This is a genomic window from Rhizorhabdus argentea, from assembly GCF_037861105.1.
Taxonomy (GTDB): domain Bacteria; phylum Pseudomonadota; class Alphaproteobacteria; order Sphingomonadales; family Sphingomonadaceae; genus Rhizorhabdus; species Rhizorhabdus argentea.
In genome coordinates this window covers 85396-110204 of record NZ_JBANFK010000011.1, presented here as the reverse complement: position 1 = coordinate 110204, position 24809 = coordinate 85396, and the positions used below count along the sequence as shown (strand labels likewise).

Annotated in this window: 22 protein-coding genes; 13 read left to right on the top strand and 9 right to left on the bottom strand. The window is 64.5% G+C overall.

Annotation, left to right across the window (positions count from 1 at the left end; translation table 11 throughout):
* Positions 1–28: 28 nt before the first annotated feature.
* From acs to rplL, 5 genes are all read left to right on the top strand, one after another.
* Complete coding sequence (gene acs / locus AAC645_RS12165) at positions 29–1966, top strand: acetate--CoA ligase (RefSeq protein ID WP_340316351.1); 1938 nt, start codon at positions 29–31, stop codon at positions 1964–1966.
* A 2-nt stretch (positions 1967–1968) separates the two neighbouring features.
* Complete coding sequence (locus AAC645_RS12160) at positions 1969–2511, top strand: cytochrome b (protein WP_340316350.1); 543 nt, start codon at positions 1969–1971, stop codon at positions 2509–2511.
* Between the two features lie 52 nt (positions 2512–2563).
* On the top strand, positions 2564–3319 hold the full coding sequence (locus tag AAC645_RS12155) for a hypothetical protein (RefSeq protein WP_340316349.1): 756 nt from the start codon (positions 2564–2566) through the stop codon (positions 3317–3319).
* Between the two features lie 608 nt (positions 3320–3927).
* The gene (rplJ, locus tag AAC645_RS12150; protein WP_340316347.1) at positions 3928–4443 is read left to right on the top strand and encodes a 50S ribosomal protein L10; all 516 of its coding nucleotides are present in this window, start codon (positions 3928–3930) and stop codon (positions 4441–4443) included.
* Positions 4444–4503: 60 nt separating this feature from the next.
* Positions 4504–4878, top strand: a complete 375-nt coding sequence (gene rplL / locus AAC645_RS12145) for a 50S ribosomal protein L7/L12 (RefSeq protein ID WP_340316345.1) — start codon at positions 4504–4506, stop codon at positions 4876–4878.
* 264 nt (positions 4879–5142) lie between these two features.
* Here rplL and AAC645_RS12140 read toward each other — a convergent pair whose 3' ends face one another.
* Together AAC645_RS12140 and AAC645_RS12135 are read right to left on the bottom strand one after the other, a co-directional pair.
* Complete coding sequence (locus AAC645_RS12140) at positions 5143–5835, bottom strand: nitroreductase (RefSeq protein WP_340316343.1); 693 nt, start codon at positions 5833–5835, stop codon at positions 5143–5145.
* Positions 5832–7451 carry an AMP-binding protein gene (locus tag AAC645_RS12135; protein WP_340316341.1) on the bottom strand — a complete coding sequence of 540 codons (1620 nt, stop codon included), beginning with the start codon at positions 7449–7451 and terminating at the stop codon, positions 5832–5834. The genes AAC645_RS12140 and AAC645_RS12135 overlap by 4 nt, the downstream gene beginning before the upstream one ends.
* A gap of 157 nt (positions 7452–7608) precedes the next feature.
* Here AAC645_RS12135 and AAC645_RS12130 point away from each other — a divergent pair, with 157 nt between their 5' ends.
* Entirely contained in the window at positions 7609–8550 is a 942-nt protein-coding gene (locus AAC645_RS12130; RefSeq protein ID WP_340316339.1) for a LysR family transcriptional regulator, read from the top strand.
* Positions 8551–8595: 45 nt separating this feature from the next.
* On the opposite strand, the gene AAC645_RS12125 is transcribed toward AAC645_RS12130, so the two are convergent.
* From AAC645_RS12125 to AAC645_RS12115, 3 genes are all read right to left on the bottom strand, one after another.
* Positions 8596–9429, bottom strand: a complete 834-nt coding sequence (locus tag AAC645_RS12125; protein WP_340316337.1) for an NYN domain-containing protein — start codon at positions 9427–9429, stop codon at positions 8596–8598.
* A 79-nt stretch (positions 9430–9508) separates the two neighbouring features.
* Positions 9509–9922: a VOC family protein gene (locus tag AAC645_RS12120; RefSeq protein WP_422785829.1), complete on the bottom strand. Its 414-nt coding sequence runs from the start codon at positions 9920–9922 to the stop codon at positions 9509–9511.
* Between the two features lie 12 nt (positions 9923–9934).
* Complete coding sequence (locus tag AAC645_RS12115; protein WP_340316333.1) at positions 9935–10894, bottom strand: L,D-transpeptidase; 960 nt, start codon at positions 10892–10894, stop codon at positions 9935–9937.
* Between the two features lie 466 nt (positions 10895–11360).
* Here AAC645_RS12115 and rpoB point away from each other — a divergent pair, with 466 nt between their 5' ends.
* The 4 genes from rpoB (at position 11361) to AAC645_RS12095 (ending at position 20833) form a co-directional block, all read left to right on the top strand.
* On the top strand, positions 11361–15509 hold the full coding sequence (gene rpoB, locus AAC645_RS12110) for a DNA-directed RNA polymerase subunit beta (RefSeq protein WP_340316331.1): 4149 nt from the start codon (positions 11361–11363) through the stop codon (positions 15507–15509).
* A 173-nt stretch (positions 15510–15682) separates the two neighbouring features.
* Complete coding sequence (gene rpoC, locus AAC645_RS12105; protein WP_340316328.1) at positions 15683–19954, top strand: DNA-directed RNA polymerase subunit beta'; 4272 nt, start codon at positions 15683–15685, stop codon at positions 19952–19954.
* 152 nt (positions 19955–20106) lie between these two features.
* Positions 20107–20418: a hypothetical protein gene (locus AAC645_RS12100; RefSeq protein WP_340316326.1), complete on the top strand. Its 312-nt coding sequence runs from the start codon at positions 20107–20109 to the stop codon at positions 20416–20418.
* Positions 20419–20533: 115 nt separating this feature from the next.
* Positions 20534–20833, top strand: coding sequence for a GIY-YIG nuclease family protein (locus tag AAC645_RS12095; RefSeq protein ID WP_340316387.1), 300 nt, complete (start codon positions 20534–20536; stop codon positions 20831–20833).
* A gap of 73 nt (positions 20834–20906) precedes the next feature.
* Here the strand turns inward: AAC645_RS12095 and AAC645_RS12090 are convergent, their stop codons facing one another.
* From AAC645_RS12090 to AAC645_RS12080, 3 genes are all read right to left on the bottom strand, one after another.
* Entirely contained in the window at positions 20907–21056 is a 150-nt protein-coding gene (locus tag AAC645_RS12090) for a hypothetical protein (protein ID WP_340316324.1), read from the bottom strand.
* A gap of 115 nt (positions 21057–21171) precedes the next feature.
* Entirely contained in the window at positions 21172–21438 is a 267-nt protein-coding gene (gene infA, locus AAC645_RS12085; protein ID WP_340316322.1) for a translation initiation factor IF-1, read from the bottom strand.
* A gap of 8 nt (positions 21439–21446) precedes the next feature.
* Entirely contained in the window at positions 21447–21653 is a 207-nt protein-coding gene (locus tag AAC645_RS12080) for a cold-shock protein (RefSeq protein WP_340316320.1), read from the bottom strand.
* Positions 21654–21994: 341 nt separating this feature from the next.
* Here AAC645_RS12080 and AAC645_RS12075 point away from each other — a divergent pair, with 341 nt between their 5' ends.
* The 3 genes from AAC645_RS12075 (at position 21995) to AAC645_RS12065 (ending at position 23286) form a co-directional block, all read left to right on the top strand.
* A complete protein-coding gene (locus AAC645_RS12075; protein ID WP_340316318.1) occupies positions 21995–22210 on the top strand; it encodes a hypothetical protein in 216 nt (71 codons plus the stop codon).
* A 159-nt stretch (positions 22211–22369) separates the two neighbouring features.
* Positions 22370–22648: a hypothetical protein gene (locus tag AAC645_RS12070; protein ID WP_340316317.1), complete on the top strand. Its 279-nt coding sequence runs from the start codon at positions 22370–22372 to the stop codon at positions 22646–22648.
* Positions 22649–22698: 50 nt separating this feature from the next.
* Positions 22699–23286, top strand: a complete 588-nt coding sequence (locus tag AAC645_RS12065) for a hypothetical protein (protein ID WP_340316316.1) — start codon at positions 22699–22701, stop codon at positions 23284–23286.
* A gap of 209 nt (positions 23287–23495) precedes the next feature.
* Here AAC645_RS12065 and AAC645_RS12060 read toward each other — a convergent pair whose 3' ends face one another.
* Positions 23496–24683 carry a diguanylate cyclase domain-containing protein gene (locus tag AAC645_RS12060; RefSeq protein WP_422785827.1) on the bottom strand — a complete coding sequence of 396 codons (1188 nt, stop codon included), beginning with the start codon at positions 24681–24683 and terminating at the stop codon, positions 23496–23498.
* Positions 24684–24809 lie beyond the last annotated feature (126 nt).

Below are 24809 nucleotides of genomic sequence, written 5' to 3'. Positions count from 1 at the left end.
GCACGTCCAGACCAACGAGAGGCTCCGAATGTCCGATCTTTATCCCGTTCCGGCAGAATGGAAGGCCAAGGCGAAGGTCAGCGACGAGAGCTATCGCAGCCTCTACGCCCGCTCGATCGACGAACCCGAGGCCTTCTGGCTCGAGCAGGCGAAGCGGCTCGACTGGATCACGGCGCCGACCAGGGCGAACGAGAGCTCGTTCCACGAAGGCGATTTCGGGGTGAAGTGGTTCGCGGACGGCGAGCTCAACGTCGCCGCCAACTGCCTCGACCGCCATCTCGCCACGCGCGGCGACGATGTCGCGATCATCTGGGAGCCCGATGTTCCCAGCGAGGAACCGCGGCGCTTCACCTACGCCCAAGTGCATGAGGAGGTCTGCCGCTTCGCCAATGTGCTGAAGGGCCAGGGTGTCAGGAAGGGCGACCGCGTCACCGTCTACCTGCCGATGATCCCGGAGGCGGCGTTCGCGCTGCTCGCCTGCGCGCGCATCGGTGCGATCCACTCGGTGGTGTTCGGCGGCTTCTCGCCCGACGCGCTCGCCGGCCGCATCCAGGATTGCGACAGCTCGGTGGTGATCACCGCCGATTGCGGGCGGCGGGCCGGCAAGCTGGTGCCGCTCAAGGCCAATGTCGACGCCGCCGCCAAGCTCAGCCCCAGTCTCAGGACGGTGCTGGTGATCAAGGCGACCGGCGCCGAGGTGGCGATGCAGGCGGGCCGCGACATCTGGTATCATGAGGCGGCGGCGGGCGTCTCCGCCGCGTGTCCGCCCGAGCCGATGAATGCCGAGGACCCGCTGTTCATCCTCTACACCTCGGGATCGACCGGCAAGCCCAAGGGCGTGCTGCATACGTCCGGCGGCTATCTGCTCTGGGCGAGCCTGACCCATGAGGTCTGCTTCGATTACCGGCCGGGCCAGATCTATTGGTGCGCCGCCGATATCGGCTGGGTCACGGGCCACAGCTATATCGTCTACGGCCCGCTCGCCAATGGCGCGACCACGCTGATGTATGAGGGCGTGCCGAACTGGCCCGACGCCAGCCGGATCTGGCAGGTGGTCGACCGCCACCAGGTCGACATCGTCTTCACTGCGCCGACGGCCTTGCGCGCGCTGATGAAGGACGGCGACCACTATGTGAAGGCGACCTCGCGTAAGAGCCTGAAGCTGCTCGGCACGGTCGGCGAGCCGATCAATCCCGAGGCGTGGCGCTGGTATCATGAGGTGGTCGGCGAGGGCCGCTGCCCGATCGTCGACACCTGGTGGCAAACCGAGACCGGTGCTGCGATGATCGCGCCGCTACCCGGCGCGACCGACCTGAAGCCGGGTTCGGCGACGCGGCCGCTGTTCGGGGTTGTGCCCGAGTTGGTCGATGCCGAGGGCAAGGTGCTGGAGGGTGCGGCCGAGGGCAATCTGTGCATCACCCGGAGTTGGCCCGGCCAGATGCGCACCGTGTGGGGCGACCATGAGCGCTTCTTCCAGACCTATTTCAGCACCTATCCGGGGAAATATTTCACCGGCGACGGGTGCCGCCGTGACGAGGATGGCTATTACTGGATCACCGGGCGGGTCGACGACGTGATCAACGTATCGGGCCATCGCATGGGCACCGCCGAGGTGGAGAGCGCGCTGGTCCTCCATCCCAAGGTGGCCGAGGCCGCGGTGGTGGGCTTCCCACACGACATCAAGGGCCAGGGCATCTACGCCTATGTCACGCTCAACGCCGGCGAGGAGCCGAGCGAGGCACTGCGCAAGACACTGCGCGATTGGGTCCGTACCGAAATCGGCCCGATCGCCACCCCGGACGCGATCCAGTTCGCTCCGGGCCTGCCCAAGACCCGATCGGGCAAGATCATGCGCCGCATCCTGCGGAAGATCGCCGAGGGCGACGTCTCGTCGCTGGGCGACACCTCGACGCTCGCAGATCCCGCCGTGGTCGACGATCTGGTTGCCAACCGGCAGGGAGCCTGACCATGACCGAGCGTCTGATACACTATAACCGCGTCGCCCGTGTCCTGCACTGGACGGTCGGGTCGCTGATCCTCGTCAACCTGGTGCTGGGCATCGTCCATGACTGGGTGCCGAAAGGCTATCCGGTGATGGACATCCATAAGTCGATCGGCCTGCTGGTGCTCTTGCTGAGCCTGTTCAGGCTGTTGTGGCGGATCACCCACCCGGCCCCGCCGCTGCCGGCGCACCTCAGCAATGCCCAGGCGGTCGCGGCGCACGGCCTGCACTGGATCTTCTACGCGCTGATGATCATCATGCCGATGACCGGCTGGATCTTCAGCTCGGCCGGGCCGTGGCCGCTGACCTTCTTCTGGCTGTTCGAGGTGCCGAAGTTCGCCGTTGAGAAGGGCGCGCCGCTGGCGATCGGCACGCACAATGCGCATGTCGTGTTCGGCTATGCCTGGGTGGTGCTGCTGATCGGCCATATCGGCGCCGCGCTGCGCCATCATTTCATCCTGAAGGACGGCATATTGACGCGGATGTGGCGGGCCGCGCCGGAGGGGTGACCCGACCGCTCCAGCGGCTTGCGGCCCCGCTGATGCGGCTTTACCCAGCGGCATGAGCGTCTCCAGGTCCGTCCTCTATTTTGGCTATCTTGGCGATGAGCAGACCGATGCCGGCACCGTCCGGCAGCGGCTGGCGTTCATGGACCGGCAGCTCCAATGGCTCGCGGACCTCATCGGCATGGCCGCACATCCCGTCGAGGTGGTGGTGCCCTATGTCGCGCCGCGAGGCTGGGACGCCGAGGTGCAGGCCGCTATAGCGCGCCATGGCTTCCGGATCGATCCCGCCTCGATCGCAGCCGATCGCCGCAACCGGTTCGAATATCCCGGCTTCCGCGCGATGAAGACGCTCGCCGAGCGATCGGCCCCCGACGACCTGATCTATTATTGCCACAGCAAGGGCATCATCCAGCTCGCCGACAGCAAGATGGGCCTGTTCCGATTGCACAGCCATGTCGGCCTGACCGCCGACCTCGATGCGCTGACCGCCGATCCCGGCCTCACCCGGGCCGGCCTGTTCCCCGCCCGTTTCGGCTGGTGCTGGTATAATTTCTTCTGGATCAAGGCCGGCTATATGGCGGGCCTGACGGTGGAGGAATCCGACGACCGCTACCAGTTCGAGGCGCTGATCGGCGGCGACCGGCGCGACAAGGAGGGATATCGCGGCGTGCTGCCGCTTATCGACCGGCTGCCGTTCGAAGATACGGGCATCGCCCCCCAGCCCTGGTATGGCCCCGAGGAGACGGCCTCGCCGGCGCTGGACGCCACCCATGCGCGCTATGCCGGGATGGCCCGCCCGCCGATGCTGTAGGAGCGGGTCGCGGCCCCCGCTTCGACCTGGAAATCGGCGCCGTGCCCCGCCCCTCATCGTCATTCCCGCGAACGCGGGAATCCATGGACGGCGGAACGATCAGGTCCAAATGCTCCGTTTCCATGGATCCCCGCTTTCGCGAGGATGACGGGAGGAAGCGGGAGGCAACCCCTCCGGCTTGGCTGGCAGGAGACGAGGTCGCCGCAGGAGACGCCCGAGACCCCGGCCTCCGCGGGGAAACGATATGGGGCGGAGACTCGACAAGCCGCGGCCGATCGCTTAAGGGCCCGGCCCACATGTCCCGACTCTGCTCAGGCAGCGCCGGGATTGTACCGTCCGAGACAGCAGGTGCCGGGAGTTGTTGGAACCGTGATTCACGCCGCAGGCCATTCGGCCTGAAGCGATCAAGGTTCAGGCCCGGCTTAATGTCCTGCCTAGACGGGGAAAAGTTTACCGGCCCTGCCCTTTTGGGTTTTGGCCGGGTCTGCCGAAGCCTCCATGGCCCGGCCAGGCGACCGACCCCTCGGACGGGTCATGGGACGGCGTATCTGTCCTGTGATCCAAAGCCCCTGCGGATGTGCTGCAGGGGTGGTTCTAAGGAGTAAGGCATGGATCGAGCTCAAAAAGCCGAGCTGGTCGCCGAGCTGCAGAGCACCTTCAAGGGCACGAGCGTGGTGATCGTCACCCGCAATCTCGGCCTGACCGTCGCGCAGTCCACTGCGCTGCGTCTGAAGATGCGCGAAGCTGGTGCCAGCTACAAGGTATCGAAGAACAAGCTCGCCCGCATTGCCGTCGAGGGCACGGCCTACACAGCGATCAACGATCTGCTGGTGGGCCCGACCGCGCTCAGCACCTCCGTCGATCCCGTCGCCCCCGCAAAGGTGATCGTGGATTTCGCGAAGACCAACGACAAGTTGGAAATCGTCGGCGGCGCAATGGGCGATACGGTTCTCGACGTGGCTGGCGTGAAGGCGCTGGCCGAGCTGCCGTCGCTCGACGAACTGCGCGCGAAGATCGTGGGCCTCGTACAGGCGCCCGCGACCAAGATCGTCCAGATCGTCCAGGCACCCGCAGGCCAGCTGGCCCGCGTGTTCGCAGCTTATGCGGCGAAAGAAGACGCCTGATTTTCGATATCGTTTCGACTGACACAAATTGGGCCCGAGCGGCCCTGATGGAGACTTAAAATGGCTGACCTTCAGAAGATTGTTGACGACCTTTCGGCTCTGACCGTTCTCGAAGCCGCGGAGCTCTCGAAGCTCCTCGAAGAGAAGTGGGGCGTTTCGGCCGCTGCTGCGGTTGCAGCCGCACCTGCCGGCGCCGGCGCCGCTGCTCCGGTTGCCGAAGAGAAGACCGAATTCGACGTCATCCTGACCGGCGACGGCGGCAAGAAGATCAACGTGATCAAGGAAGTCCGCGCGATCACCGGCCTCGGCCTGACCGAAGCCAAGACTCTCGTCGAGTCGGCTCCGAAGGCCATCAAGGAAGGCGTCAACAAGGACGAGGCCGAGAAGGTCAAGAAGCAGCTCGAGGAAGCCGGCGCGACCGTCGAACTCAAGTAAGCTTCTTTCCGCCCGATCGGGCGGGACGAACTTCGACGAAGGGCGGCTCCGCAAGGGGCCGCCCTTTTTCTTTGGGATCGACTATGACGGCCAGGTTGCGCCGTCCGGGGTGAACGCAGATGCCGTGATCGGGAGCCCTGCTATCGACATCATCAGGCCAGCGGCCGTGCGCGCTGCAGCTTGGGGTCGACACGACATCGATGCAGCCGGCCGAGGATCCGTGGCCGCTTCGAGCGCGCTCACGCCTGCTTCAAGGATCCAGGTTCAACCATGACGCCGGACGAACTCGCTGGTCGCCACGCGCTCGGTCACCAGGCTATTGACCGTCGCGTCTTCGTCGGGAACCCCCAACGCCATACCGGAGACGATCACATGATCGTCCGGGACCGGCAGTACCTGGCGGACTGCCGCGCCATATTCCGCCCAAGCCTGTTGCGGGCAGGTCGCGAGGCCGAAGGCGGGCGCCAGCGTCATGACATTGGTCATGAAGTTGCCGATGTCGATCCACGCGCCATAGCCCCAATCGCGCTCCATCGTGAAGAACAGCCCCACCGGTGCGCCGAAGAAGTCGAAGTTGCGCAGCAGCGCCTCTTGCCGCCCGGCATGGTCGTCGCGTCCCACGCCGTAGATGGCAAAAAGGTCGAAGCCGACCTTGCGCCGGCGTGCGCGATAGGGATCACGAATCTCCGTCGGGAAATAATCATATTCGTCGCTGCGCTCGCCCGCACGGACCGCGTCGGCCACCACGCGGCACATGCGGGCGCGGGCGTCGCCCGTGACGACGTGGACCAGCCAGGGCTGCATATTCTGTCCCGAAGGCGCGCGCGATGCGGCCGCGAGGATCTGGTCCACCACCACGTCCGGCACCGGCTCGGGCAGGAAGCGGCGGATGGATCTGCGGCCCACGACCGCGTCGAAGGCCGAGATAGCGGGATCGGGTTCTATGCTGATCGTCATGATGCGGCGGAGGACTGCTGGGCGATCTCCTGCTGGCGAAGCACGAAGCGCTGCAACTTGCCGCTGGGCGTCTTGGGCAGATCGGTGACGAAGGCGAACTCGCGCGGATAGGCGTGCGCGGACAGGCGAGACCGGACGAGGAGGCGCAGTTCCTCGGCCAGCGCAGGACCCGCCTCATATCCCGGCTTGAGCACTACGAAAGCCTTCACGATCTCGGTTCGCTCCGGATCAGGTTTTCCAATCACCGCCGATTCAACCACCCCCGGATGTTCGAGCAGCGCGCTCTCGACATCGAAGGGACCGACGCGATAGCCCGAGGTGGTGATGATGTCGTCCGAACGGCCGACGAACGATATGCTGCCGTCGTCATTCAGCTCCGCCATGTCTCCGCTTCGGAAATAGGCGTCGGTCAGCGCCGGCGTATCGCGCCCTATATAACCGGTGAACCACATCAGCGGCGATTGCGCCCGATCCACGGCCAATTCGCCAGGTTCGCCCACGCCCAGTTCGCGGTTATCGGGTGAGAGTATGACGACGCGGTGACCGGGCACCGCATAGCCGGCCGATCCGATCCGCACCGGATGCGAAAGGCCATGATGGTTGCACAGCACCATGCCGAGTTCCGTTTGCCCGTAATGGTCGTGGATTTTGGCATCAAGGTGCTCCTCGAACCAGCGGATCACCTCAGGGTTCAGCGGCTCGCCGGCGCTGCTGACCGCGCGTAGCTGGCCTTTGACGCGCGCCGCCTTCTCCGGTCCCGCGGCCAGAAGCTGGCGATAGGCGGTCGGCGATCCCGCAAGATTGGTGATCCCGTATTCGATGATCGTGTCGTAGGTGGAATCGACACTGAAGCCGCCTTCGTGGAAGACCGTTGCCATGCCCATCGCGAGCGGTCCAACGACGGCATAATAGAGGCCATAGGCCCAGCCGGGATCAGCAAGGTTCCAGAACCGGTCGTCAGCGCGCAGATCGACTGCGTACCGCATGTAGCCAACGAAGGCGGCGATCGCACGCAGTGGGATGAACAGCGGCTTGGGCAGCCCCGTGGTGCCCGAGGTGAACATCATAAGGAACGGGTCGGACAGACCCAGCGGTACCGGCGCCACATCGCCCGACCGTTCTTTGACAGCGGACCAGAAGTCCCGGTCCATGCTGCCGGCCGCCGCCCCGACAGTGACGATCGAGGCGCGGGTGTCGACTTCCGTCAACTTGGGCCGGTTGGCCGCATCGGCCACGACGACGCGCGTGTCGGCAAGCTTGAGCCGGTGCTCGATCGCCTTCGGGCCAAAGGCGGTGAAAAGCGGCTGATACACCGCGCCGATCCGCCATGCCGCCAATATGGTGATAAGCAGTTCGGCAGTGCGCGGCAGCAGACCCGCCACGCGATCGCCCTTCGTCACGCCGAGGTCCCGCAGCACAGCGGCAAAACGGGACGACTCCCGGTCGAGCTCGGCGAAGGTCCAGTCGCGCGTGGTGCCGTCCGGCGCGCGATGACGCAGCCCCACCCGACCCGGATCGGCGGCACCCCGCGTGCAGCAGATCTCGGCGGCATTGACATGCCCGTCGTCATCCATCGTCAGGAACGACAGCGCCTCCGGCCCGCCGAAGCGTGACATAATTTCAAAATACGAAGGGTCCGCCATCGCTCCGGATGATGCCGACATATCCTCTCCCTCACTGTGGCGACTGGCATGAGCCTACATTTCTCGCGTATCTGGCTCTTCGGGTCAGGACTATCCTTCCGGTGGGACAGACGCCAATCCGAAATACAGGTTGATTAAGAAGAATTTCGACATTATTTGTCCTGCAGTTGCGAGGATAGCGGTGCGCGTCGATCCCAGGCTCATGATCGAATTTGCGGCTATCGCGCGGGAACGATCCTTTGTCCGCGCGGCGCAGCAACTGCGTGTAGCGCAACCCTGGTTATCGGCACGTCTCAGCAAGCTGGAGAGCATAGTTGGCTTTCGCCTGCTTGAGCGCACGACCCGCAGCGTCTCTCTGACCGAGCGTGGCGCGGCCTTTCTACCCGTGGCGGAGGAGATGGCTCGCTTGTCTCAAGCCGCGGACCGGCTATCGCTCGAGCTAGGTCGCCGCGAGCGACGCGTGCTGCGCATCGGGGCAGCGCCGAGTACCAAAGTCATCCGGCACCGGCACGAATTGTTGAATGATTTCGCTCTTGCGCACAGCGACATCAGCCTTGAACTCGAAAGTGCCTGGTCGCTCCCTCTGCTGGCCAAACTCGAAGCAGGGGAGATCGACTTGTCCTTCATGATGGGCGAGGTCGATACAGCACGGTTCGAGCGCATCATTCTGGCGCATTACGGCCTGGCAGTGACGGTCGACCGATCGCATCAATGGGCGCGCCGCACGCTGGTCGAGGCCGAGGACCTGGCCGGCCGGAGCGTGCAGGTGTTTACCCGCAGCCTCAATCCCGGATTGTGGGACATGCTCTATGCGCCACTGATAGAGGCGGGAAGCCGGTTCGTCGAAATGCCGGAGTTCGCCGAAGGTGCGCCCGTCCGGATGCGTTCAGCGGAAGACGTCGCGGCATTCTTCGACTTCGGACGCGACGACCCTGGCGGAGTGGATGTCGTGCGCATTCCGGTGCGATCCCAGGTCGCAGTGCCCTTCCAATTGTTGCGAAGCATCGATCATGCAGCTGACGGCGATCGTGATTTCTGGGACATGGCGCTACATCGTAGTGCACGATCATAGTGCGTGCGACGAGTCATCGAATGCCGGCTGATCGGCCGAGTGCCTTCAGCTGCTAGGCCGTGGCGTACGGTCCTTGTTGCGCTTGTCGGCGACGTAGGTCTGGCCGTTTTCGCCCCTGATGATCTCGAACAGCCCCGTCGCTTCGAACAAAGCCGGGAAATTCCTGACGCCATAGTTGCGCGGATCGATTGGTGCCTGGCGCTTGGCGGCGCTGCCGGCGGTGGACAGCAAGGCCCAGCCGTCGTCGCGTTCCGCCGCCTCGACGCCGCCGCGAAGAGCGATAACCAGCGCCGCGTCCTGCGCGAGCGATTGCTTCCGGTCAGTGACGGGCTCGGGCCTGGCCTCTTTGGTGAGGTCGGCCTTGGGCGCCCCATTGCGCGCAGGACGCCGGGGGCCGGCGGACGGCGCCGGCACCTCCGCATCGGCGAGACTGTCGAGGTAGAGGAAGGTGGTGCAGGCGTTCACGAACGGCTCGGGGGTTTTCCGCTCGCCGAAGCCGTAGACGTCGTGGCCGTTCGCCTTGAGCTGCATCACCAGCGGCGTGAAGTCCGCATCGCTTGACGCGATGCAGAAGGCATCGAGTTTCTGCGTGTACAGCAGCTCCATCGCATCGATGACGAGGGCGATATCGGTGGCGTTCTTACCGGTCGAGTAGCTGAACTGCTGGATCGGCCGAATGGCAAAGGCGTGGAGCTTGTCCTTCCAGCCTTTCAGCCCCGCGCTCGCCCAGTCGCCATAAGCCCGGCGGATATTGGCGGTGCCATATCTCGACAGCTCCGCAAGGATCGTGGCGATCTTCGCATGCGACACATTGTCCGCATCTATCAACAGAGCGATGCGGCGATTGGGCGTCGGATTCGAGGGCTGGTCAGGATTCATCCCAGACTTTTGGGATCTTCCGCTCGTGGGTGCAACCGTTACGGCATGCCTGCGCCGGATTGTCGGCGTTTAGCCTCCGTCACACGTCCAGTATAGTGACGCCCTTTGCAGCGTTCGCGCGGTAATGTGCGAGCCTCGTTTCCAGAGATCCCATGTGCAACTCCAGCTTGTGGCCGTCGGGATCGAGGAAATAGGTTGAATCACCCTCGCTCCGATTATCCTTCCACAGCGTACATGTGTTGATGAGCCGTTCGCTGAGCGCAGCATAGTCGCTCGCTCCCACGGTGAAGGCGATATGCGTGTAATCGCGGCGCGGCGTCGGGGAAGCTCGCTCATCCTGCGACAGGCAGAGCCATAGAGACCCGGCTTCGAGATAAGCACCGTCCGCCCAGACGGCGCGGACCGAACAGCCCAGAATATCCCGATAGAAGTCGAGGGAACGCTGCACGTCGGTTACCGCCAGGGTGATGTGGCTCAGCCCGTTGATTGCCATTGTCATCCCGCCTCACTTCCCCGCGGTCATCACCGTCATCTTCTTGCCCGCGCCGCCGCTTTGCAGCGTGTCCGGGGTGACCACCACCGTCGTTCCCGGCGTCACCACGCCGGCCATCGCCTTCTGGATATCGCCGGGGACGGTCAGGCGGGCGCGTTCGTCGGGGGTTACCTCGACCGGGCCGGCCAGCGTCTCGCCCGGCATCGGCAGCTTCATCCACCTGTATTTGTCGCCGTCGATCGCGCCGAGCGTGTAGGCGGTGGTGCCGGTCACCTCGCCCTTGATCTTCACCGGTGCCGAGCCGATCGGGGTGCCGTTGCGCAGCACCAGCATGCGGCTGTCGGCCGAGCTGATGATGATCGACACCGGGCCGGTCGGCGCGCGCTCGGGCTGCCACAGCATGCCGCCGAACAGGTCTTCCGCGGCGCGGGCCGGATCGGCGGCGAGCACGCTCGGCGTCGGCGCGAAGCGCGGCACCTCGGCGCCGGCGGTGATGATCACGGTCAGGCCCAGCCTGGTGACGCCGTAGAGCAGCTTCGCGAACGCCAGCGGCAGGCGCACGCAGCCATGCGAGGCGGGGTAGCCCGGCAGGTTGCCGGCGTGCATGGCGATGCCGTCCCAGGTCAGCCGCTGCATATAGGGCATCGGCGCGCTGTTATAGAGGTTCGACTTATGGTCGACATTCTTCTGGAGCAGGGTGAACACGCCGGTCGGCGTCTCATGCCCCTTCTTTCCGGTCGACACCGTCGAGATGCCGATCGGGACGCCGTTGCGGTAGGCGTAGGCGCGCTGCTGGGCGATGCTGACCACGATCACCACCGGCCCGGCCGGTGCGACATCGGGCGCCCAGATGAAGTCGCCCGGCTTCATCGCAGCGACCGCCTGGCCGACCGTGGCGTCCTGGAGCGACGGGGCGGCGAGCGCAGGGGCGGCGAACGACAGGGCCAGAGCTGTCAGAAGCGTTCGGATCATCTCATCCCTTCTCGTGCTTGCCGTCTCGATCGAGCAAAGAAGAAGCGGGATCCCGGGTCAAGCCCGAGATGACGATATGGGGCCACCGCCCTCTCCCACGTCCTCCCGGGCTTGACCCGGGATCCCGCTCCCCTTGCCATTCCCGCGACAGGGCCGGTCAGGAAGCCGTCGATCCCCCTTCCCAAAACCTACGCACCCGCCTATATAGCCGCTACCAAATACATCGGCAGATGCTCGGCGCGTGAGCGCGGGTGCCGCCCTTGACCCTCCGGGACACGGCCCGCCTTGCGAACGGGCCGCGACGAATTGGAGAAGGTTTTCAGGGGTTTTCCAAACGCTGGCAGTGCGGTTCCCAACAGCCCGGGACCCGCACTTTTTGTCGTGAGGCGCACGCGCGACTCGGACATGAATCGGGCCGAATTCCGCTGCGATGCGGACGAAATTTTGACGCGAGGGAAATTACGCAATGGCCACCCAGGCAGTTCCGGCGACCGCCAAGAAGCGCATCCGCAAGGTCTTCGGCAACATCCACGAAGTCGTGCAGATGCCGAACCTCATCGAGGTTCAGCGTGAATCCTACGAGCAGTTCCTGCGCTCGCGCCCGGCCGACAACTATGTGTCGGGCCTGGAGAAGACGCTGCGCTCGGTATTCCCGATCCGCGACTTCGCCGGCACCGCCGAGCTCGATTTCGTCCAGTATGAGCTGGAAGACCCGAAATACGACACCGAGGAATGCCGCCAGCGCGGCATGACCTATGCCGCGCCGATGCGCGTCACGCTGCGCCTCATCGTGTTCGAAGTCGATCCGGATACGGACACCCGTTCGGTCCTCGATATCAAGGAGCAGGACGTCTACATGGGCGACATGCCGCTCATGACCCAGAACGGCACCTTCCTGATCAACGGCACCGAGCGCGTCATCGTCTCGCAGATGCACCGCTCGCCGGGCGTGCTGTTCGACCATGATCGCGGCAAGACCCATGCGTCGGGCAAATATCTGTTCGCCGCGCGCGTCATTCCGTATCGCGGTTCGTGGCTCGACTTCGAGTTCGACGCCAAGGACATCGTCAACGTCCGCATCGACCGTAAGCGCAAGCTGCCGGTGACGTCGCTGCTCTATGCCCTCGGCCTCAACGGCGAGGACATCCTCAATCATTTCTACAAGACGCAGACCTATGTCCGCGGCGACGGCGGCTGGAAGGTTCCGTTCGTCTCCGAGAATTGGCGCGGCCAGAAGCCGGCGTTCGACGTCGTTAATGGCGAAACCGGCGAAGTCGTCTTTCCGGCAGGCTCCAAGATCAGCCCGCGCGCCGCGAACAAGGCGGGCAAGGACGGTCTTCAGACCCTGCTCATCCCGACCGACCAGATCTTCGGCCGCTATTCCGCGTTCGACCTGATCGACGAGAGCACCGGCCGCATCTACATCGAGGCGGGCGATGAGGTTTCTCCCGAGAATCTGGAAATGCTCGACAAGGCGGGCATCGATCATATCGAGCTGCTCGACATCGATCATATCTCGACCGGTCCGTGGATCCGCAACACGCTGAAGGCCGACAAGGTCGAGGAGCGCGACCATGCGCTCAGCGAGATCTATCGCGTCATGCGCCCCGGCGAGCCGCCGACCAAGGAAACCGCCGAGGCGCTGTTCGCCGGCCTGTTCTTCGATCCCGAGCGCTACGACCTGTCGGCCGTGGGCCGCGTCAAGCTGAACATGCGCCTGGAGCTCGACGCCGAGGACACGATCACGACGCTGCGCGCGGAGGATATCCTCGCAGTGGTCAAGACCCTCGTCGACCTGAAGGACGGCAAGGGCGAGATCGACGACATCGACAATCTTGGCAACCGCCGCGTCCGTTCGGTGGGCGAGCTGCTGGAAAACCAGTATCGCGTCGGCCTGCTGCGCATGGAGCGCGCCGTCAAGGAGCGCATGTCGTCGGTCGACGTGTCGACCGCGATGCCCAACGACCTGATCAACGCGAAGCCCGCGGTCGCCGCGGTGCGCGAGTTCTTCGGTTCATCGCAGCTGTCGCAGTTCATGGATCAGACCAACCCGCTCTCCGAAGTGACGCACAAGCGTCGCGTCTCGGCGCTCGGGCCGGGCGGCCTCACCCGCGAGCGCGCGGGCTTCGAGGTCCGCGACGTCCATCCGACCCATTATGGCCGCATCTGCCCGATCGAGACGCCGGAAGGCCCGAACATCGGCCTGATCAACTCGCTCGCCAGCTTCAGCCGGGTGAACAAATACGGCTTCATCGAGACGCCCTACCGCAAGGTCATCGACCATAAGGTGACCAACGAGGTCGTCTATCTGTCGGCGATGGAAGAGGCCAAGCACACGATCGCGCAGGCCAATGCCGAGCTCGATGCGGAAGGCCATTTCGTCGAGGACCTGATCTCGTCGCGCGAAGCGGGCGAGTTCCTGATCGCGCCGCGCGAGCACATCACCCTGATGGACGTGAGCCCCAAGCAGCTCGTGTCGGTCGCGGCGTCGCTCATCCCGTTCCTGGAAAACGATGACGCCAACCGCGCGCTGATGGGATCGAACATGCAGCGCCAGGCGGTGCCGCTGGTTCGCGCCGAGGCGCCGTTCGTCGGCACCGGCATGGAAGAGACCGTCGCCCGTGACTCGGGCGCCGCGATCGCGGCGCGCCGTTCGGGCGTGATCGACCAGGTCGACGCCACCCGTATCGTCGTTCGCGCCTCGGGCGATGTCGATGCCGGCAAGTCGGGCGTGGACATCTACACGCTGATGAAGTTCCAGCGTTCGAACCAGTCGACCTGCATCAACCAGCGTCCGCTGGTGAAGGTCGGCGAGATCGTCAACGCCGGCGACATCATCGCCGACGGCCCGTCGACCGAGTTCGGCGAGCTGGCGCTGGGCCGCAACGTGCTCGTCGCGTTCATGCCCTGGAACGGCTACAACTATGAGGATTCGATCCTGATCTCCGAGCGGATCGTGAAGGACGACGTCTTCACCTCGATCCACATCGACGAGTTCGAGGTGATGGCCCGCGACACCAAGCTCGGGCCGGAAGATATCACCCGCGATATCCCGAACGTCGGCGAGGAAGCGCTGCGCAACCTCGACGAGGCGGGCATCGTCTATATCGGCGCCGAAGTGGAGCCGGGCGACATCCTGTGCGGCAAGATCACGCCGAAGGGCGAGAGCCCGATGACGCCGGAGGAAAAGCTCCTCCGCGCCATCTTCGGCGAGAAGGCGTCGGACGTTCGTGACACCTCGCTGCGCCTGCCGCCGGGCGTCTCGGGCACCATCGTCGACGTGCGCGTGTTCAATCGCCACGGCATCGACAAGGACGAGCGCGCGATGGCGATCGAGCGCGAGGAGATCGACCGCCTGACCAAGGACCGCGAGGACGAACGTGCGATCCTCAACCGCGCCAACTACGCCCGGCTTCGCGAGATGCTGCTCGGCCAGGTGGCAACCGCGGCCCCCAAGGGCATCAAGAAGGGCTCGGAGATCACCGACGCGCTGCTCGACGAGGTCGAGAAGCGCGAATGGTGGAAGTTTGCGGTTGCAGACGATGCGCGTCAGGCGGATCTCGAAGCGGTCAAGGCCCAGTATGACGAAGCCGTCGGTCTGATCGTCAAGAAGTTCGAGGACCGCGTCGAGAAGCTTCAGCGCGGCGACGAGCTGCCCCCGGGCGTGCTCAAGATGGTCAAGGTGTTCGTCGCTGTGAAGCGCAAGCTGCAGCCGGGCGACAAGATGGCCGGCCGCCACGGCAACAAGGGTGTGATCAGCCGCATCCTGCCGCAGGAGGACATGCCGTTCCTCGCCGACGGTACCCCCGTCGACATCGTGCTCAACCCGCTCGGCGTGCCGAGCCGGATGAACGTCGGCCAGATCTTCGAAACCCATCTCGGCTGGGCCGCGCGCGGCCTGGGCAAGCAGGTGACCGAGGCGCTGGAGGGCTGGCGCGAAGCCAATCCGGACGTGACCAGTGGTCAGGCGCCGGCGGCAGTCGTCGATCGCCTGAAGGTTATCTATGGCGAGCAATATCATGCCGAAATCGAGGCGCGCAGCTTCGATCAGATCGTCGAGATGGCGGCCGTGCTGAAGAACGGCGTGCCGATGGCGACGCCGGTGTTCGACGGCGCGCGCGAAGCCGATGTCGCGGAGATGCTGCGCAGGGCCGGGCTCGACGAGAGCGGCCAGGTGGAGCTGTTCGACGGGCGCACCGGCGACATGTTCGACCGCAAGGTGACCGTGGGCTACATCTACATGCTCAAGCTTCACCATCTGGTCGACGACAAGATCCACGCACGCTCGATCGGGCCGTACAGCCTCGTCACCCAGCAGCCACTGGGCGGCAAGGCACAGTTCGGCGGCCAGCGCTTCGGCGAAATGGAGGTCTGGGCGCTCCAGGCCTACGGCGCCGCCTACACGCTGCAGGAGATGCTGACGGTGAAGTCGGACGACGTGGTCGGCCGCACCAAGGTCTATGAGGCGATCGTCAAGGGCGACGACACCTTCGAGGCCGGCATTCCGGAGAGCTTCAACGTGCTCGTCAAGGAAATGCGGTCGCTTGGCCTCAACGTCGAACTGTCGTCGATCGTCGACACGCCCGACGACGGCCTGGCCGAGGCCGCGGAGTAAGCAGAACAGAGCCCTCTCCCGCATGCGGGAGAGGGTTGGGGTGAGGGCACGCTGCCCCACGCGAGAGCGCCGGATGGTCGGCGTGCCCTCACCCTCCCAGCCCAAACGGGCTGGGCCCCTCCCTCTCCCCTGAAGGGAGAGGGGCAAGAGATTTCAAGGAAGGGTTCGAACCCATGAACGAACTGACCAATTTCGCCAATCCGATCGCGAAGCCAGAGACCTTCGACCAGATCCAGATCGGTATCGCCAGCCCGGAGCGGATCCGCAGCTGGTCCTTCGGCGAGATCAAGAAGCCGGAGACGATCAACTACCGCACGTTCAAGCCCGAGCGTGACGGCCTGTTCTGCGCGCGCATCTTCGGTCCGATCAAGGATTACGAGTGCCTGTGCGGCAAGTACAAGCGCATGAAGTACAAGGGCATCGTCTGCGAGAAGTGCGGCGTCGAGGTTACCGTCTCGAAGGTCCGCCGCGAGCGGATGGGCCATATCGAGCTCGCCGCCCCGGTCGCGCACATCTGGTTCCTGAAGTCGCTGCCAAGCCGCATCGGCCTGCTGCTCGACATGCAGCTCAAGCAGCTCGAGCGCGTGCTCTACTTCGAAGCCTATATCGTCATCGAGCCCGGCCTGACCGCCCTCGAGAAGTTCCAGCTCCTCACCGAGGACGAGCTGCTCGCCGCGCAGGACGAATATGGCGAGGATGCCTTCTCCGCCGGCATCGGTGCCGAAGCGGTGCGCCGCATGCTCGAGGAACTCGATCTCGAGGGTGAGAAGGAAGAGCTGCTCAAGGAGCTTTCCGAAACCAAGTCCGAGCTCAAGCCCAAGAAGATCATCAAGCGGCTGAAGGTCGTCGAGAGCTTCCTGGAATCGGGCAACCGCCCGGAGTGGATGATCCTCGAGGTCGTCCCGGTCATTCCGCCGGATCTGCGCCCGCTGGTCCCGCTCGACGGCGGCCGCTTCGCGACCTCGGATCTCAACGATCTCTATCGCCGCGTGATCAACCGCAACAACCGCCTCAAGCGCCTCATGGAGCTGCGCGCGCCGGACATCATCGTCCGTAACGAAAAGCGCATGCTGCAGGAGTCGGTCGACGCGCTGTTCGACAACGGCCGCCGCGGCCGGACGATCACCGGCGCCAACAAGCGTCCGCTGAAGTCGCTGTCCGACATGCTCAAGGGCAAGCAGGGCCGCTTCCGCCAGAATCTGCTCGGCAAGCGCGTCGACTATTCGGGCCGTTCGGTGATCGTGACCGGTCCCGAGCTCAAGCTGCACCAGTGCGGCCTGCCGAAGAAGATGGCGCTCGAGCTGTTCAAGCCGTTCATCTACGCGCGCCTCGACGCCAAGGGTCTGTCGATGACCCTGAAGCAGGCCAAGAAGTGGGTCGAGAAGGAGCGCAAGGAAGTCTGGGACATCCTCGACGAGGTGATCCGCGAGCATCCGGTGCTGCTGAACCGCGCACCCACGCTTCACCGCCTGGGCATCCAGGCGTTCGAGCCGGTGCTGATCGAAGGCAAGGCGATCCAGCTTCACCCGCTGGTCTGCTCGGCCTTCAACGCCGACTTCGACGGCGACCAGATGGCCGTGCACGTCCCGCTGAGCCTCGAGGCCCAGCTGGAAGCGCGCGTCCTGATGATGTCGACCAACAACATCCTGTCGCCGGCCAATGGCAAGCCGATCATCGTGCCTTCGCAGGACATGGTGCTGGGCCTCTATTATCTGTCGATGATGAAGGAAAAGGAGCCCGGCGAGGGTTCACTGATTTCCGACATGCAGGAAGTCCACCAGGCGCTCGCCGCCAAGGCGGTGACGCTGCACACCAAGATCATCACTCGTGTGCCCCAGACCGACGAGGACGGCACCCAGTATATGAAGCGCGTCGAGACGACGCCGGGCCGCATGCTGCTCGGCGAGACGCTGCCGAAAAGCCACAAGGTGCCGTTCGAGACGGTCAACCGCCTGCTGACCAAGAAGGAGATCGGCGACGTCATCGACATCGTCTATCGCCACACCGGCCAGAAGGAGACGGTGCTGTTCGCCGACGCCATCATGGCGCTGGGCTTCCGCCACGCGTTCCAGGCCGGCATCTCGTTCGGCAAGGACGACATGGTGATCCCCGCCGCCAAGGAGCCGCTGGTCGAGGAAACCCGCGGCCTGGTGAAGGATTTCGAGCAGCAATATCAGGACGGCCTGATCACCCAGCAGGAAAAGTACAACAAGGTGATCGACGCCTGGTCGCGCTGCGGCGACCGCGTCGCCGACGCGATGATGAAGGGCATCTCGGCGATCAAGCACGACGAGAATGGCCGCGAGCTGCCGATCAACGCGATCTACATGATGGCGCATTCGGGTGCCCGTGGTTCGGCCGCGCAGATCAAGCAGCTCGCCGGTATGCGTGGCCTGATGGCCAAGCCGTCGGGTGAGATCATCGAGACGCCGATCATCTCGAACTTCAAGGAAGGTCTGACCGTCCTTGAGTATTTCAACTCGACCCACGGCGCCCGCAAGGGTCTGGCCGACACCGCGCTCAAGACGGCGAACTCGGGCTATCTGACCCGCCGTCTGGTCGATGTGTCGCAGGATTGCGTCGTCGTCGAGGTGGATTGCGGCACCGACCGCGCGCTCGACATGAAGGCGATCGTTCAGGGGGGCGCCACCATCGCGTCGCTCGGCGAGCGCATCCTGGGCCGTACCTCGGCCGAGGACATCGTCGACAGCAAGACCAACGAGGTGCTGATCCCCGAGGGCACGCTGCTCGACGAGGCGATGGTCGCCGCGATCGAGGCGATCGGGGTCCAGGGCGTCAAGATCCGCTCGCCGCTGGTGTGCGAATCGAAGAATGGCGTGTGCGGGGCCTGCTACGGGCGTGACCTCGCCCGCGGCACCCCCGTCAACATCGGCGAAGCGGTGGGCGTCATCGCGGCGCAGTCGATCGGCGAGCCGGGTACCCAGCTGACGATGCGGACCTTCCACATCGGCGGCGCGGCCCAGATCAACGAGCAGTCGAACCTCGAATCGATCGCCGACGGCAAGATCGAATATCGCGACCTGCGCACGATCACCGATCCGCGTGGCCGTCACGTCTCGCTCAGCCGCAGCGGCGAGGTCGCGATCATCGACATGGATGGCCGCGAGCGTTCGACCCACCGTCTGCCTTACGGCGCGCATCTGCTCGTCAGCGATGGCGCTGTCGTCAAGAAGGGCGATCGTCTCGCCGAGTGGGATCCCTTCACCATGCCGGTCATCACCGAGACCGGCGGCACGGTGAAGTATCAGGACCTGATCGACAACCAGACGCTCACCGAACAGACCGACGAAGCGACCGGCATCAGCCAGAAGGTCGTGATCGAATATCGCGCCACCAGCCGGAAGGAGGATCTCCGTCCGCGCCTGACCCTGCTAGACGACAGCTCGGGCGAAACCGCGCGCTACATGCTGGCGCCGGGCGCGATGCTCTCGGTCGAGGATGGACAGACGGTGAAGGCTGGCGAGGTTCTCGCCCGCGTCAGCCGCGAGTCGGCCAAGACCCGCGACATCACCGGTGGTCTGCCGCGGGTCGCCGAGCTGTTCGAGGCGCGCAAGCCCAAGGAGAACGCGATCATCGCGAAGGTTTCGGGCCGCGTCGAGTTCGGCAAGGACTACAAGGCCAAGCGCAAGATCATCATCCGTCCGGAAGATGGCAGCGACGCGGTCGAGTATCTGGTGCCGAAGTCAAAGGTGATCGACGTGCAGGAAGGCGATTACGTCAAGCGCGGCGACAACCTGATCGGCGGCTCGCCCGATCCGCATGATATTCTCGAGGTGCTCGGCATCGAGCCGCTCGCCGAATATCTCGTCTCGGAGATCCAGGAGGTCTATCGTCTCCAGGGCGTGAAGATCAACGACAAGCACATCGAGACGATCGTTCGCCAGATGTTGCAGAAGGTCGAGATCACCCATGGCGGCGACACGACCCTGCTCCCTGGCGAGCAGGTCGACCGCGAGGAAATGGACGAGATCAACGCCAAGGCGGAAGTCGAAGGCCGCGAGCTCGCCCAGGGCAAGCCGATCCTGCTCGGCATCACCAAGGCCTCGCTGCAGACCCGTTCGTTCATCTCGGCCGCCTCCTTCCAGGAGACGACCCGGGTGCTCACCGACGCGTCGGTGCAGGGCAAGGTCGACACGCTCAACGGCCTCAAGGAGAATGTCATCGTCGGCCGGCTGATCCCGGCGGGCACTGGCGCCGGCATGAGCCGTCTGCGCGTCACGGCCACCAGCCGCGATGCAGCGCTGCGCGCCGCGCAGCGCAACTGGCAGGAATCGCTCATCGCACCGCAGAGCGCGGCCGAGGAGCATGCCGCCGAGCTGCGCCAGCCGGTCGAAGCCGATGTCGGCGACGATGTGCTCGGCGCAGTGGTGGGCGAAAGCCACGGCACCGATGCGGACGCCGGGGACTACCTGACCGAGGAGTGATCCTCGGCCGTTTTCGGCCAGCGTTGAAAAAGAAAACCCCGCCGGTGCGAGCCGGCGGGGTTTTTCGTTGGGGCGGACTCGGGACGACCCAGAGGCCGTCCATCGTCATCCCGGCCTTGAGCCAATATCCCAGCAGAACACGAAGAAGCGGGATGCAGGGTCAAGCCCGGCATGACGACGTAACGAAGGCGGCTGAAACCATTGCCGGCCTTTGGATCAACTGTCATTCTCGCCCAATGAGTAACTTCCAGTCGGGCCATCACGGCATCCGAGCCCTTCTCCACAGCAACGTCCGTTGGATAAAATCGGTGGGCAGCCCGCGATGGATCGCGACCTATTTCGGCGATCGATTCGAGCTGTCGATGAACGACTTTCCCGATGAGCGTCTCTACACGCTCAGATGGCGCGGTGAACAATTGGACTTGGATGATGCGCCGCCTTTGTGGACCATTCCACGAGATTAGACCGGACGATATCAACCGCAGATGCTGCGCGGCAATCGAACGGGAACGATTCAGAGGGCACCCTACCGTCATGCCGGGCTTGACCCGGCATCCCACTTCTCCGCATCCTGCTATGATGGATCGCGAAAGGCGCGGCAGATGGGTCTACATCATGGCGGATCGCTATCGCGGGACGATGTATGTCGGCGTAACGTCCGACCTCGCAGCGCGCGTGCATCAGCATAAATCAGGCGAGGGGTCCGACTTCTGCGCGCGTTATGGCCTCGCACGGCTTGTTTGGGCGGAGCAGGGCGGCGATATGCTCGAATGTATCGCCCATGAGAAACGGCTGAAGCGTTGGCGGCGCGACTGGAAGTTCGCGCTTGTTGAGCGCGGCAATCCCGAATGGCGCGACCTGTATGAGCAACTGCTCTGAGAAGAAGCGGGATCCCGGCTCAAGGCCGGGATGACTAAGTGGGGCGATACAGCTTGCTCAGTTGCCGACTTGGTCAGCCAAGCATCTCGGCGACGATCTGGCGCAACTCGCGGCGGGTCAGCACGGCGGAACGCGGTGCGGGGGGCCGGCGGTCGGCGAAAGGACGGGGATGGGAAGCAATAGTACGGTTCTTGATGGAACGGTTCTTGGGTGTCGAGTGCATGATATCCTTGGCACGCCTTCGATAGGCGCGCGACTATTATGGAAAGTCCGGCGACAGGCCGGAAGCTGGCGTCCCGGGCCGAACGCAGCGCATTCAGGCCCGGGACGGTCAGAGTTTAGCGCCGGAAGCCTCCGCGGCGCGGGCCGCCGGGCGCAGCGCCCGGGGTCCGTTCGCGGAAAATGATCCGGCCCTTGTCGAGATCGTAAGGCGTCATCTCGACCTGGACACGATCGCCGACCACCGAGCGGATACGGAAACGCCGCATCTTGCCCGCCGTATAAGCGATGATCCGATGTTCATTCTCGAGAGTGACGCCAAAGCGTCCGTCGGGAAGTATTTCATCGATCGTGCCGTCGAGGACCATGAGATCCTCTTTGGCCATGGCTTGGCTCAGACTGCCTGAAGGTTGCAGGCCGACTGCTTGCCGCGGCGATCGGTTTCCAGCTCATACTTGACGCGCTGGTCCTTTTGCAGGGTCGACATGCCGGCACGCTCGACGGCGGTGATGTGGACGAAGCTGTCGCCCGAGCCATCCTCTGCCTGAATGAAGCCATAGCCCTTGTCGGTATTGAAGAATTTGACGACGCCGGTCAGCATTTAGCGTCCTTTCACGAATCAATTTTCTCCCGACGACATGTCTGGGAGGCTAGGTGGCATGAAAAGGAGAAATCGGCTTTCAAGAAGCCTCAAAATCCGTCGCAGGCGACGTCAGCCCGTTCCGTCTAGCATTTCGGCCTCAAAAGTCAATCGAACTCGCCGGATGATCGCTTGGGCGGCCGGATATTCATGCGCGTGCGCAGCAATTAAATCGACGCGATCCAGCATTATTTCGGCGCCGCGTACAGCAAACGCAGAAAAGGACGGGACAATTTGCACCACATTGGCTATTGTGCCCCCGCTAATAACGGCAGGCACGATCGCGTCGTGCAGGAGCCCCCATGTCCCGAGCCCTCAATCTAGACGCCACCCTGGCGCACGTCACCGCCATGTGCACCAAGCATGACGCAACCATCAGCGTCATCGAACCGCTGCAATCCGGCGGTACCCGCGTGGTCCTGTTGAATGCGAACGATGCCGCGACGATCTCGCGTGCCTATGGCGCGAAAGTCATGACCGGTGTGGTCACGCGCATGCCGATCCGGCCACGGCACTGATCTCCCGTGGGCGAAATGACGGTTCGTCATTGCCGGCCCGCAGTGATATCATCGCGCCGCAGGGAATCGTAGGACGCTTGCCGTTCGCCAGATGCGCTCCTCGGCAAGAGGAGACTCCATGGTCATGACCCGCTGGACAACATCATCGGCAAAAGCCTCATGGGCGATCCGGCATCGCGGGTCGCGGCGATGAGCAGCGCCTTCTGGAGCTCCGACGCGCGCCTGCTGCGCGCGCAGGATTACGGCCGCGGCTGGCATGGCCCCAAGAGCGGTCCCGCAGAAGTAATGCGCGGATCGCTTGCCACGCTCGCGCGTCATGTCTCGGATCAGGATCCAGAGGATCTCTGGCGCTTCGCGATCGTGACTGCCGAAGATCACTACATCCGCAATGCCGAGCTGCGTGATCTGCTGCGACGCGAGGACCTGCCCACTCCATGACGGCCGCGGGCCTATCGCGGAGCCGCGCTCGAACCAGGCGCCTCACGCCGGTGGCCGCATACCGCGCCGCCAGCCGCAGCGCGCCTCCGCCCCGCCGCACGGCAAAGCTCACCGCCGCGGTCGAGACGATGATGCGCGGCACCGCGTTTCTCTATGCTCGTGCCGCGGCCCTCGAACAGGATGGAATATCGAGCGCAGCGCACCGCAATACAGTATTGGGTAATTCGCTGCGCGAGCTCGATCTGTTCCTGAATATATTGCTGGATGAGCTCGCGATATCCTCCGGGCTGTCGGGGCAGACGCTGCGCATCTTCACCCGGCGACGCAGCGCGACCGCCAAGCTGGCCGCCTATCCGGCGCTGTTTGGCCATCGCATCGACGACCGGACCCGGCTGTTGGTGCTCGCCGAGCGGCGCGGCGCGCTGCTGTCGAGCGCGATCAGGAGCGGCCGGCAATGCGACGCGAAGCTGCTCTCGGGACTGCCCGTCGCGGCGGCGCCCGCCTCGCTCGACCTGCAGAGCGTCACCATTTATTACGGGCGCCTGGCGACACGCATCATCCGCCATGTCGAACGCATCCGCACCGCGCGCTCATCGGGCCGGCGGCGGTTCAGCGCTGTCGTGAAGGCGGCACGCTAGAGCCTGTTCCCTCAGGTGGAACCGCTCATCCAGAGTAGCCATTGAGCCCTTCGACGCCGCCTGCGGCGTCGCTCAGGATAAACTGCGTCGAAGTGGCGTATCGAAGGACGTCCTTCGATACGGGTCTTCGCCAAGCTCAGCCCCTACTCAGGATGAGCGGGTAGCTATCCAGCCAAGCTGAAATCAACCCTAGCGTCCGAGCGGCCCGCTCAGCCCGCCTGGCGCAGGCTCGCGCCCGAATACGTGCCATCGTCGAGGGCAACGCCGCTCGACTTGCGCTTGCCCTTGGCGAGCGCGCGTTCGGCGCGCAGCAGGAGCTGCTCGAGATCCGCACCCCATTGGAGATCCACAGCATAGCCGAGGTTCGCGGTGATGATGATGTCCTCGCCGCCGACTGCATAGCTCTTGTCGAGCGTGCCGACGATCTGGTGCGCCAGCGCTTCCGCCTCCGCACTGGTGCCCATGTCGGGCTGGACGATCACGAAATCGTCGCCATGGAGACGAATGACGAGGTTGTCGCCACGCACCACCCGCCGCAGCCGTTGCGAAACCGCCTTCAGCAGCGCGTCGCCGGCCATATGGCCGTACATCTCGTTGACCGGCTCCAGACGGTTGATATCCACGCAGTGGACCGCGATCAGCTCCGATCCGTCGGAACGCGCGGTGAACTGCTCGAAGCGCTCGCGCAGGGCGAGCCGGTTCGGTAGCCCGGTCAGGTCGTCCTGGCGCGCGAGCGTCTCCATCAGCCGGCGCAGCGAGATTTGCGCGGCCGTTTCCCGGCAGCGCCGGACCATCGACATGATACCGCCCGCCAGGAACAATATGGTCAGGACGGCCGTCGCGCGGTCCGCTCCGCCGGGCACCAACAGGCTCACCAGGATCATCGGGACGATGGCGGCCAGGATCGCGGTTATGCTGATCCAGGGGCGCAGCGACACCGTTGCCGCGACCCCCGCGCCATAACCGAAGACCAGGGCCACCAGCGGCTTGTGAAGGTCGCTGTCCACCACCCAATAGGCCCGCGCCGCGAAGGCGCCGAAGGCGGCGGCGAACGCGAAGTAGGATAGTGCGAAACGCCGCTCGATCCTTCGCGCGACAGACGCGCTGATCGTCGTCGAGCGTGCCGCATCGCGGTGGCCGAACAGCGTCAAGAGCCGCACCGCGGAAGCAGCCAGGCCCATTATGTACAGGTCCAGCAACAGCCTGTCGTCATTGCGGGTCAGGATATACAAGCCGGTGCCCACGAAGCAGAGCGTCATGATCATCGGCGCCAGGACGAAGCCGAACAGCGACTGGACCAGCTCGATATAGGTGGCTTCGGGCAGGCGCTTCGCCGTGGCGGAACTTCGGCGGCGCAGGCCGCGCAAAGGGGAAAGCAGATTGATCAACCGCGACACTCCGTCAGGCGCAATTGCGCCCCCCGGCGCAGGCCCTGCCTAGCAGATCGCAATATCGGCGTAACCCGGGAAATACCTGATTTGTGGCCATTCCTCCGGGCTGGCGCCGCCATCGGGCGGGTACCG

Excerpts from the sequence above, each read along its gene's own strand:
- acs (WP_340316351.1), top strand. The coding sequence starts at position 29 with ATGTCCGATCTTTATCCCGTTCCGGCAGAATGGAAGGCCAAGGCGAAG.
- AAC645_RS12160 (WP_340316350.1), top strand. The coding sequence starts at position 1,969 with ATGACCGAGCGTCTGATACACTATAACCGCGTCGCCCGTGTCCTGCAC.
- AAC645_RS12155 (WP_340316349.1), top strand. The coding sequence starts at position 2,564 with ATGAGCGTCTCCAGGTCCGTCCTCTATTTTGGCTATCTTGGCGATGAG.
- rplJ (WP_340316347.1), top strand. The coding sequence starts at position 3,928 with ATGGATCGAGCTCAAAAAGCCGAGCTGGTCGCCGAGCTGCAGAGCACC.
- rplL (WP_340316345.1), top strand. The coding sequence starts at position 4,504 with ATGGCTGACCTTCAGAAGATTGTTGACGACCTTTCGGCTCTGACCGTT.
- AAC645_RS12140 (WP_340316343.1), bottom strand. The coding sequence starts at position 5,835 with ATGACGATCAGCATAGAACCCGATCCCGCTATCTCGGCCTTCGACGCG.
- AAC645_RS12135 (WP_340316341.1), bottom strand. The coding sequence starts at position 7,451 with ATGTCACGCTTCGGCGGGCCGGAGGCGCTGTCGTTCCTGACGATGGAT.
- AAC645_RS12125 (WP_340316337.1), bottom strand. The coding sequence starts at position 9,429 with ATGAATCCTGACCAGCCCTCGAATCCGACGCCCAATCGCCGCATCGCT.
- AAC645_RS12120 (WP_422785829.1), bottom strand. The coding sequence starts at position 9,922 with ATGGCAATCAACGGGCTGAGCCACATCACCCTGGCGGTAACCGACGTG.
- AAC645_RS12115 (WP_340316333.1), bottom strand. The coding sequence starts at position 10,894 with ATGATCCGAACGCTTCTGACAGCTCTGGCCCTGTCGTTCGCCGCCCCT.
- rpoB (WP_340316331.1), top strand. The coding sequence starts at position 11,361 with ATGGCCACCCAGGCAGTTCCGGCGACCGCCAAGAAGCGCATCCGCAAG.
- rpoC (WP_340316328.1), top strand. The coding sequence starts at position 15,683 with ATGAACGAACTGACCAATTTCGCCAATCCGATCGCGAAGCCAGAGACC.
- AAC645_RS12100 (WP_340316326.1), top strand. The coding sequence starts at position 20,107 with ATGCAGGGTCAAGCCCGGCATGACGACGTAACGAAGGCGGCTGAAACC.
- AAC645_RS12095 (WP_340316387.1), top strand. The coding sequence starts at position 20,534 with ATGGATCGCGAAAGGCGCGGCAGATGGGTCTACATCATGGCGGATCGC.
- AAC645_RS12090 (WP_340316324.1), bottom strand. The coding sequence starts at position 21,056 with ATGCACTCGACACCCAAGAACCGTTCCATCAAGAACCGTACTATTGCT.
- infA (WP_340316322.1), bottom strand. The coding sequence starts at position 21,438 with ATGGCCAAAGAGGATCTCATGGTCCTCGACGGCACGATCGATGAAATA.
- AAC645_RS12080 (WP_340316320.1), bottom strand. The coding sequence starts at position 21,653 with ATGCTGACCGGCGTCGTCAAATTCTTCAATACCGACAAGGGCTATGGC.
- AAC645_RS12075 (WP_340316318.1), top strand. The coding sequence starts at position 21,995 with ATGTCCCGAGCCCTCAATCTAGACGCCACCCTGGCGCACGTCACCGCC.
- AAC645_RS12070 (WP_340316317.1), top strand. The coding sequence starts at position 22,370 with ATGGGCGATCCGGCATCGCGGGTCGCGGCGATGAGCAGCGCCTTCTGG.